General features: G+C 57.3%; 7 protein-coding genes. 4 read left to right on the top strand and 3 right to left on the bottom strand.

All coding sequences use genetic code 11. From position 1 onward, the window contains the following. Positions 1–146 precede the first annotated feature (146 nt). From DWY05_RS04190 to DWY05_RS04205, 4 genes are all read left to right on the top strand, one after another. Positions 147–2,300, top strand: a complete 2,154-nt coding sequence (locus DWY05_RS04190; protein ID WP_158558688.1) for an LTA synthase family protein — start codon at positions 147–149, stop codon at positions 2,298–2,300. Between the two features lie 145 nt (positions 2,301–2,445). Beyond that, complete coding sequence (locus DWY05_RS04195) at positions 2,446–3,276, top strand: Mrp/NBP35 family ATP-binding protein (protein WP_022094864.1); 831 nt, start codon at positions 2,446–2,448, stop codon at positions 3,274–3,276. Beyond that, positions 3,277–4,548 carry an NAD(P)/FAD-dependent oxidoreductase gene (locus tag DWY05_RS04200; protein ID WP_117820746.1) on the top strand — a complete coding sequence of 424 codons (1,272 nt, stop codon included), beginning with the start codon at positions 3,277–3,279 and terminating at the stop codon, positions 4,546–4,548. A gap of 80 nt (positions 4,549–4,628) precedes the next feature. Then, complete coding sequence (locus DWY05_RS04205; RefSeq protein WP_117820747.1) at positions 4,629–6,269, top strand: NAD(P)/FAD-dependent oxidoreductase; 1,641 nt, start codon at positions 4,629–4,631, stop codon at positions 6,267–6,269. A gap of 65 nt (positions 6,270–6,334) precedes the next feature. On the opposite strand, the gene uvrB is transcribed toward DWY05_RS04205, so the two are convergent. From uvrB to coaE, 3 genes are read right to left on the bottom strand one after another with little or no spacing between them, the layout of a single operon-like run. After that, positions 6,335–8,575: an excinuclease ABC subunit UvrB gene (uvrB, locus tag DWY05_RS04210; RefSeq protein ID WP_117820748.1), complete on the bottom strand. Its 2,241-nt coding sequence runs from the start codon at positions 8,573–8,575 to the stop codon at positions 6,335–6,337. Between the two features lie 51 nt (positions 8,576–8,626). After that, positions 8,627–9,208: a lytic transglycosylase domain-containing protein gene (locus DWY05_RS04215; protein WP_099431422.1), complete on the bottom strand. Its 582-nt coding sequence runs from the start codon at positions 9,206–9,208 to the stop codon at positions 8,627–8,629. After that, positions 9,201–9,842: a dephospho-CoA kinase gene (coaE, locus tag DWY05_RS04220; RefSeq protein ID WP_117820749.1), complete on the bottom strand. Its 642-nt coding sequence runs from the start codon at positions 9,840–9,842 to the stop codon at positions 9,201–9,203. Before coaE ends, DWY05_RS04215 begins: the two co-directional genes overlap by 8 nt. Positions 9,843–10,022 lie beyond the last annotated feature (180 nt).

Consider the following 10,022-nt stretch of genomic DNA (forward strand, 5'->3'; position numbering starts at 1 on the left):
TAGCGCACTCGACGCGCACAGATGTTCGTAATACAAGATTCGCAGACCTTTAGCCTTGCGTATCGGGCGCTTTGTTTCTCGAAATGCCGTGGAAAGGTTACAGTAATCTAATACTGAACTTAATTTGCTGTAACAGAGGAACGTCCATGACCGAAGATATCCCCCTTGAAATCACTTCGAGCGACATGGCCATTCTGCCCATATTCATCGCCGTCCTTATCGTGGCCACCGTCGTCGTGCGCGTGTATTTTTCAATCAAACACAATGAAAAGCCGCCCATTGCCCGCGTCTTTTGGTGCGCGACGCTCCTCATCCCGCTCGGCGTGGTAGCTGCATGGATTACGAATCAATTGCTCGTAAATGAGGACAGTTCCCCATGGGTCCTTTCTTATTCGGCGCTCGGTGCTGCCGCCGTCATACTTCTTGTCGAACCCTTGGTTTCGGGACTTATCGACCAAACCGATCTTGCGACGGGAACGGTTGCCTGTATTTGCCGTGACATCCTTGTCATCGCCGCTGTTTCAGCGCTCTCGTTCGTTTCACTCGAAATTGCCTGTAACGAAACGTTCTATCGCATTCCCGCCAACTCATTCGGGTTTTCCGTCGGGCTGCTCGCAACGGTTCTGCTCTCCCTTTATTTGCTGGGACAGCGTCATGGAGGCGTCATGGCCCTCGTGCCCGTCGTCTGTTGCATCCTTGGCATTGCCGAGCACTTCGTCATAACGTTTAAAGGCGAGGCCATCCTGCCAAGCGATATCTTGGCCCTTGGCACCGCAATGGAAGTGAGCGAGGGATACGAGTTTACCTTTACCGCCGGAATCGTAACCTCTCTCGCCCTGCTGGAGATTTCCCTGGGGCTTCTTTCGCTTATCCGACCGCGAAAGCTCCGTACGCCCACCCATGTCTTCCCCGCAATCGCCGCTAACCTCTGCGCTTTTCTGCTCGTGACCGTTGTGGGGCTCTCGGGCTTTTCCAGCATCGACTTGGAGCAGGCACTGAATTTTGGATTTGACCGTTGGCAGCCCATCACCACGTATGCGTCTCAGGGTTTTATCACTTCGTTCACCGAAATGGTCAACGAGTTGCCCATTGAGAAGCCCGAAGACTATACGCCCGATGAGGCGCAGAGCATCGAGCAGGAGCTCGCCGCCGCCTACGACAGCACGTATGGCTCGAGCGAGCAGCGCGCGGCGGCCGTTGCCCAGTTCAATGAAATCAAGCCGACGATTGTTGCCGTCATGAACGAGAGTTTTAGCGACCTTTCGTGCTTTGAGCAGCTCCAGGCGGCCGGGTACACCGGCCCCGCATTCTACAACTCGCTTCCCGACACACTTGTTCGCGGCACCATGCTCGCTTCGGTCGCCGGTGGCGGAACGGCGAACTCCGAATTCGAATTTTTGACCGGAGCGACAACGGCCTTTGTCGGATTAGGCAAAATCCCCTATCAGCTATATCAGATGAATGGCGTCAACAGCCTGGCAAAGGACCTTAAGGAGCTTGGGTATACCGCCACCGCTATGCACCCGCAAAACCCCGTCAACTACCATCGAGATAAAATCTATCAGCAGCTGGGCTTTGGAGACTTTCTTTCAATCGGCGATTTCGAAGGTGCGCCCTGTTACCATGCCGGCGTATGCGACTACGCCACCTACGACAAGATACTCGACCTGCTTAGAACCGACGAAGCCCCACAGTTCATCTTTGACGTCACGATGCAAAATCACGGCGGCTACGACTATGGCACCGTTCCCGCCGAGGAGCTGACAAACTATTGGGTCGAGGGAGCCAGCGAGGGTGCCAATAGCGCGCTCAACACCTATCTTACCTGCATCAACGCATCCGACCGGGACCTCGAGTACTTTATCAACGAGCTCCGCAATATCGGCAGACCGGTTGTCCTTGTCTTTTTTGGCGACCATCAGCCGAGCGCCGCAACGACTCTCAACGACGAGCTGTACCCTCAGGAAGATACGGCAAGCCACGCTTTCCGTATCTATCAGTCGACCTATTTCGTCTGGGCTAACTATGAAATCGCCGGCGATACCGAGCTCAACGTCTACGACACCGTCGGGGCAAACGAGATTGCAGCCATTACCCTTAATAAGATCGGCGCCCCGCTCACCGACTATCAAAAGGCTCTGCTAGCAACAAGGTCAGATGTGCCCACCATCAATGTCGCCGGCTACCTTGGTGCCGACGGGCTGCGCTACGACTTGGAATCTGAAGACAGCCCATACGCCTCGACGATCGACAAGCTGCAGCGCATGCAATACCTCGAGTTCGCCAGCAAAGTTCAGTAAGCCCGCCCATTCGCTTGGACCCATCGTATTGCAAGCACGCTCGGCCCAAATGCATCGCAAATGACTCCCGCTCGCAAACGAGGGTACAATGACGCTCGTGTCACACCACGGGGCCCCGGCCCCAACATATACAAAGGAGTCATACATGGGTTGCGAGCACGCACAGGCCGCCGGCGGACAAACGTCGCCGTCGCAATTTGAGGAGAACACGCTGTCCGAGGTCAAACGCGTCATCGCCGTGCTTTCCGGCAAGGGCGGTGTCGGCAAGTCGTTTGTCACCGGTGCCATCGCCACCGAGCTTGCCCGTCACGGCCACAAGGTCGGCGTCCTCGATGCCGACATCACCGGTCCCTCTATCCCCAAGATGTTCGGTATGAGCGGACGCCACGTCCATGCCCTTGGCAACCTTATGCTGCCCGAAATCTCCGAGCACGGCGTCAAGGTCATGAGCTCCAACCTTCTGCTCCAAAACGAGACCGACCCCGTCCTTTGGCGCGGTCCGGTCATCGCAGGCGCCATTAGGCAGTTCTGGAGCGAGACCTCGTGGGGCCCCATCGACTACCTGCTGGTCGACATGCCTCCGGGAACAGGCGACGTCGCGCTCACCGTCTTCCAGTCGCTGCCCGTCGACGGCATCGTCATCGTCACGAGCCCGCAGGATCTGGTCTCGATGATCGTCGCCAAGGCGGTCAACATGGCCGAGAAGATGAACGTCCCCATTCTGGGCATTGTCGAGAACATGAGCTATATTGAGTGTCCCGACTGCGGCAAGAAGATCGAGGTCTTTGGCAAGAGCAAGCTCCCCGAGGTCGCAGAGCGCTATAACCTCGACATCTTGGGCCAGCTTCCCATTAATCCGGCACTCGCCGAGGCCTGCGATAAGGGCGAGGTCGAGACCGCACTGCCCGATGGCATGTTGCCCAAGGCAGTCTCTGCCGTCGAGGCCATTACCCCGCACGAGACCGACGAGGCCTAAGTGAACGCGAGCGCCTTCTATGACGTCCTGGTAATCGGCGGCGGGGCTTCAGGCCTCGCCGCCGCCATTACGGCCGCACGAGCTGGCAAAAGCGTCTGCATCGTTGAGCGCGATGTCGCCTGCGGCCTTAAGCTCCTTGCGACCGGCAACGGCCGCTGCAACCTCTCCAACGAATCAATTGATCCACAGCGGTATAACCACCCCGCATTCGTTGAATCCGTTATGGGCCCCCGGCCCGAACAAGAGCTTATGGGTTTCTTCTCCTCGCTGGGCATCATGACAACCTCCGAGGAAGGCCGGCTGTACCCGCGCTCCCTTCGCGCCGAATCGGTGCGCGACGCGCTTCTCAACGTTTGCGACCGCCTAGGTATCACCTTAATCTGCGGAGCCAACGTTGCCTCGGCGCACAAAGCTTCCGAAGGCTGGGCACTCCAAATAGACCGTCCAGCGCGGGCGCTCAAGGCAAAAAAGCACGACGACCGAAAATCGGAGCTCCGCTCGCTTCGGAAAGCGCTCGCCGATGTCCCTCGCAAGAACGAGGCCCTGCAGGCACATACCGTAATTATCGCCACGGGCGGCAACCCCACCGGTATCGCCGATACGTTTAGCCTCCCCCTCACTTCGCTGCGCCCCATCCTCTGCCCCGTATCGGCAACGGTCGTTGGCGATCGGGCGGCACTCAAGACGTTGGATGGTCTGCGCGTCCGCGCCCGCTTGACGCTCACCCGTAACCATAGTGAGCTCTGGCACGAAGACGGTGAAGTACTGTTTCGAGCCTTCGGCATCTCGGGCGTCGCTGTCTTCAACCTCTCCCGTCGTATCCAGCGCGGCGATACGATCCTGCTCGACGTTTTCCCCGACCTCTCTAAAGACGAGCTGCTCGATATGCTCAACCGGCGCGTTAAGCTGCTCGGCGGCTTTTCGCCCCGCGATCCCCGTTGGCTCGACGGCATGCTCGCCCCGCAACTCTCCCGCGTCGTCTGTACAGCGTTCGAGCAGTGCCATCCAGGCTCCAACGATGTCATCCACCTGGTCTCGATCCTCAAGCACTTTAAGTTGCTCGTCGAGGGAACAGCCGAGGAGCGCTCGGCGCAGGTCACGCGTGGTGGCGTATCTGTCGAGAGCATCTCAACACCCAGTCTACGCGCGCGCAGCGTTGTCGACGCCCCGCTTTACGTCTGCGGCGAAGCGCTCGACATCGACGCCGATTGCGGAGGCTTTAACCTTGCGTGGGCCTGGCTCTCGGGCATTCGCGCTGCAAGCAGCTTGTAGCCGCGCAGTCTATAATCAAAAACGCATTCGGGCCGTCTGGGATACCGGACGGCCTCTTTCTTGCCTCTAAGGAGACCTCGATGATCGAAATCACCCAAGTCAACGCGTCGCTCGATGAAGCCGGCGATGAAAATGCCTGCCTCATTGTTGGCAAGCGAGTCGCCAAGCGCGTCTTACGTTGCAAGGACTCCGAGATCAAGTCCATCGAGCTCCACCGCAAGTCAATCGACGCTCGCAAAAAACGAGACGTCCATTTTATCCTGAGCTTTCGTGTTGAGCTGACTAGTCCCCACCTCGAGCGAGAAGCGGTCGACAGCGTTACCGAGCGTGACCGCTCGCGCGTACGCGCGATAGAAGATGATGGGCCTTCATTCCCCTCCCCCGTCTCCGACGCGCCTCAAGAACGCCCCGTCGTTGTCGGCGCCGGATGCGCCGGCCTTTTCGCTGCGCTCACGCTCGCCGAAGCAGGTCTTAAGCCCTTGCTTATCGAGCGCGGCGACCCGGCATTTCGCCGCTCGCAGGCGATCGACCTCTTTCTAAAGGAGCGCATCCTCGACCCCGAGAGCAATATTCAGTTTGGTCTGGGCGGCGCAGGGACCTTCTCGGACGGCAAGCTCAATACGGGAACAAAAAATCCCGTCCATCGCCTTATCCTCGAAACCTTCGTCGAGGCGGGTGCGCCCCGCGATATTCTGTGGGATGCCAAGCCGCACATTGGCTCCGACATCCTTCCCAAGGTTGTCACCGCTATATCCCAGCGCATCGAGCAGCTCGGAGGTGTCGTCCGTTATCGAACGAAGCTCGTCGACATTCGCACCGACGCGTCTGGCGCCATCACCGGTATTGATGTCCAATCGTCCCAAGACGCCACTTACGAGCCAATCGAGACAAGGCACCTCATCCTCGCCTGCGGGCATTCTGCTCGCGATATTATTGAGCTCCTTAAGGACCACAACGTGGCCCTCGCACAAAAGACCTTTGCCATGGGCGTTCGCATCGAGCATCCGCAACGCGACATCGACAGAGCCCAATATGGAGCCTCGGCGGGACATCCAGCGCTCGGGGCGGCCCCCTACAAACTTGTTGTCCATCTTCCCAACGGCCGCAGCGTGTTCTCGTTTTGCATGTGCCCCGGCGGACAGGTTGTTGCCGCCTCTTCAGAACCGTGCCATCTGTGCGTCAACGGGGCCAGTCTCAATGCCCGCGACGGACGCAACGCAAATGCCGCCCTGCTCGTTAACGTCACGCCTGAGGACCTTCCCAACGATGACCCGCTCGCCGGCATCGAGCTCCAGCGTGCCTGCGAGGCGGCCGCCTATCGCCTGGGCGGTTCCAACTGGAACGCACCGGCACAACTCGTCGGGGATTTCCTCGCAGGACGCGCCAGCAAGGCGCCCGGAAAGGTAAAGCCCACCTATCCGCTCGGTGTGACCTGGACGGCAATTGACGAAGCCCTACCGCAGCATATCGTCGAGTCGCTCCGCCTGGGACTTCCCCTACTCGGAAAAAAGCTACGAGGCTACGACCGCCCCGATGCCGTTCTTACCGGCGTGGAGACTCGTTCGAGCTCACCGGTCACTGTCACCCGAGACCAAACGTGCCACGCCGTGTCGACCCCGGGCCTCTACCCTTGTGGTGAGGGAGCTGGATATGCCGGCGGCATCATGAGCGCGGCCACCGACGGCATCCGTTGTGCTGAAGCCCTGATCGCAGACCTCTAACGCACAAATTCCAGCGCGCAAAAGACATAGGCCCCGAGCTCCACAGGGAACTCGGGGCCTGTTCGCTATTTCTTAAACCGTGCACCCTGGCGTTTTCTGCCCGATGCGAACGTGGAACCCTTGCGGGCCTGCGAGCGTAAGCGCTCGATCGTCTCGTCCTCAGACGCACCCTCGAGCATCGCCCGAATCTGAACGACAGCATCGCGCAGGCGCGCCGCCTCCTCAAAGTCCATAGCGGCAGAAGCGTTACGCATATCCTCTTCCATGGTTTCGACGATCCGCACAAGCTCGTCATGCGGCAGTTCTTCCAACTGCTCCGCAAGTGTCTGCTCGGGCGCCACCGTTTCCGGCACACCGCCCTCGCCCGACTCATCGGGCGTATAGAATGCGCCATGGCCAAGAGAGTCGCCCTTCGAGCGTCCCTTGGGGCCCACAGTTTTTTCGGCCTCGGCAATAAAACTTGAGATGTCGTTGATGGCCTTGCGCACTGTCTTGGGCACAATGCCATGTTCTTCGTTATATGCCATCTGAATCTCGCGACGGCGCTGTGTCTCCTCGATGGCCTCTTTCATCGAATCGGTCACAACGTCTGCATACATGATGACTTCGCCATCGGCGTTACGGGCCGCACGGCCAATCGTCTGAATCAGCGAACGGCGGTTGCGCAAGAAGCCTTCCTTATCGGCATCGAGAATTGCCACCAGTGAGACCTCGGGAAGATCCAAGCCCTCGCGAAGCAGGTTGATGCCAACGAGAACATCGATCTTGCCCTCGCGCAGCGTTCGCAGGATCTCGACACGGTCCATTGTCGCCGTATCAGAGTGCATGTAATTGACCTTAATGCCCGCATCAAGTAGATGGTCGGTCAGGTCCTCGGCCATGCGCTTGGTCAACGTAGTCACCAGCACGCGCTCCTTGCGGGCAACGCGCTCGCGAATCTCGTCCTCAAGATCGTCAATCTGACCGCGAACTGGACGCACGTCAATCTTGGGGTCGAGCAGGCCTGTCGGACGAATAATCTGCTCCACGTCGTTTTGGCTCACCCGCAGCTCGTAGTCGCCCGGCGTGGCCGAAACATAGATAAACTGGGGGATCCTTGCCTCAAACTCATCGAAACGAAGCGGGCGGTTATCGAGCGCCGAGGGCAGGCGAAAACCGTGTTCCACCAGCGTCACCTTACGCGAGCGGTCACCTTCGTGCGTGCCGCGAATCTGCGGCACCGTCACATGGCTCTCATCGATGATGCAGAGCATATCCTTGGGAAAGTAATCGATTAGGGTAAACGGCGGCTCACCCGGCTTGCGACCGTCCAGATGACGCGAGTAGTTCTCGATGCCGTTGCAAAAGCTCATCGTCTCGAGCATCTCAAGATCATAATCGGTACGCTGCTGCAGACGCTGCGCCTCGAGCAACTTGTCGGTCGCCTTGAGCTCCGCCACGCGCTTCTCGCACTCTTCGCTGATCGATTTCAGAGCCGCCTTGACCTTCGGCTTCTCGGTCACGTAGTGCGATGCCGGCCATACGGGAATGGCCTCGTACTCACGAAGCATCTCACCGGTGACCTCATCGATCTCGGCAATCAGCTCGACCTCGTCGCCAAAGAACTCAAACCGCAACGGATGCTCGGCATAAGGCGGATACACGTCGACAACATCGCCGCGCACGCGGAACGTGCCGCGTGCCAGGTCATAGTCATTGCGATCATATTGAATGTCGATAAGTGCATGGATAAAGTCATCGCGCTCGAGCGGCACCTTCTTGTCGACGTTTGGAGCCAGACCCGCATAGTCCTCAGGAGAGCCAATGCCATAGATACACGAGACCGATGCGACAACGATCACATCGCGTCGAGAGAGCAGTGACGCGGTCGCCTGATGGCGCAGCATCTCGACCTCTTCGTTAATCGAGGAGTCTTTCTCGATATATGTATCGCTTTGCGGCACATACGCCTCGGGCTGATAGTAGTCGTAGTACGAGACAAAGTAGACCACAGCGTTGTTGGGAAAGAACTCTTTGAGCTCGCTCGCAAGCTGAGCGGCGAGCGTTTTATTGGGAGCCATGACCAGCGTCGGCTTCCCCAGGGCCTCAATAGTCTTAGCCATCGTGAAGGTCTTGCCCGAACCAGTCACGCCCAGCAAAACCTGATAGCGATCTCCGTCCCTCACACCCTGCACAAGCGACTCAATGGCCTTAGGCTGAGAACCTGCAGGCTCATAAGGAGATACAACCTTAAATGGCACCTCAGAGCCCTCAACGCCAAAACGTTTGAGCTCTCCTCCAACACGCTCAACTTCAAATTCCGCCATGGATACTCCTAACTCATATATCTGCAGTATACGCAGGCGGCAGGCATAGTCCTATACGAACCGATCGGGATAAAGGGTCTTATAGCGAACCCAGGCATTATTGACACGAATCAGATAAGCCTGAGTTTCAGGGAAGGTAATCGCATTATGAAGTGACGTGTTCTGCTGCGCCCATCCGTCGACATTGCCCATACCGGCGTTATAGGCGGCAATGGCACTGTCAGTCGACCCGTTGAAATAGGTCAGAAGATACGAGAGGTATGCGCAGCCAAACTCGATGTTCGTAGCGGGATCGTTAAGGTTGTCGGCTGAATACTCGCTACCATCGACAAGACCTTTGGCAATCATATCCTGGGCAGTCACGGGCATCAGCTGCATCAATCCCTGAGCACCCTGATTCGATTCGGCCTTGGGATCCCAATTCGATTCCGACTTAATGACAGCGCACACCAGATACGGATCCAGATTATGCGAAATACTGGATTGTTTTACATATGCCTCGTAGTCAATCGGATACAGCGGCTTAAAGAAAGCGGCAGGAGCACACGAGTAAACGAATGAGATAAGACCGAAGGCAAAAACGGCAGCCAACGGTATAAGGCGATACCACGCAAAGAAACGTGTCTTAGGCATCGGCATCCTCCTTATTCGCAGTGTCTATAAACCCATGGCATGCAAGCCATGAGTCAAGCTGCTCAAAGAGCGAATTACCGCCTGCGGCATTATCAATCACCGTTGTAGCGAGATTGCACAGCGCAGACTCATCGGGCTGGCAAGCAGAACGGGCATCGAAATCAGATGGCTCCATGCCACGCTGAATAGCACGCTCGCGACGAACTGACAAAGGGGCGCTGATGACCAGAATTTCATCAGCCAAGCCAAATGCATCCTCAAAACCAGTCGGAGCAGAGACCTCGACCACCGAAAAGGGATAACGGGGAGATGAAACCGTACAACAAACCGGATCGAGAATCCTAAGCGAAAGCTGTTCAATCAGAACGGGATGCACAATGCCATTGAGCCGTGCGACCGAATCAGGAGAAGCGAAAGCTCGAGAAGCGAGGATGCTGCGGCGAATGCCGCCTTCCTCATCCAAAATATCCCAGCCAAATTCTTCCGCGAGGGCATTGACGATATCGGAGCCTGGCACATACAGCGATTTGGCAAGCTCGTCCAGATCGATAAGCATGGCGCCATGAGATTCGAGATAGCGGCAGGCAGTCGACTTACCCGAAGCAATATTGCCCAAGACAAAAACGGTAAACATCAAGTCCTCCCTAACGCCAATGGGAGTTATTATCGCGCAAATACAAAAGAAGGACTCAAAATACAGCCAAACAGTAAGACAAGTTAAAAGAAGGCGAGTTCTTGTATTACAGCTCTCTATAAAACGCAAAAAAGGGGGAGGCCGCGAGGCCTCCCCCTTCTAAGTTCAAGCGTACGGCTC

Origin of the sequence: Collinsella sp. AF23-4AC (genome assembly GCF_003462685.1) — a bacterium.
In the GTDB taxonomy this organism is placed as follows: Bacteria; Actinomycetota; Coriobacteriia; order Coriobacteriales; family Coriobacteriaceae; genus Collinsella.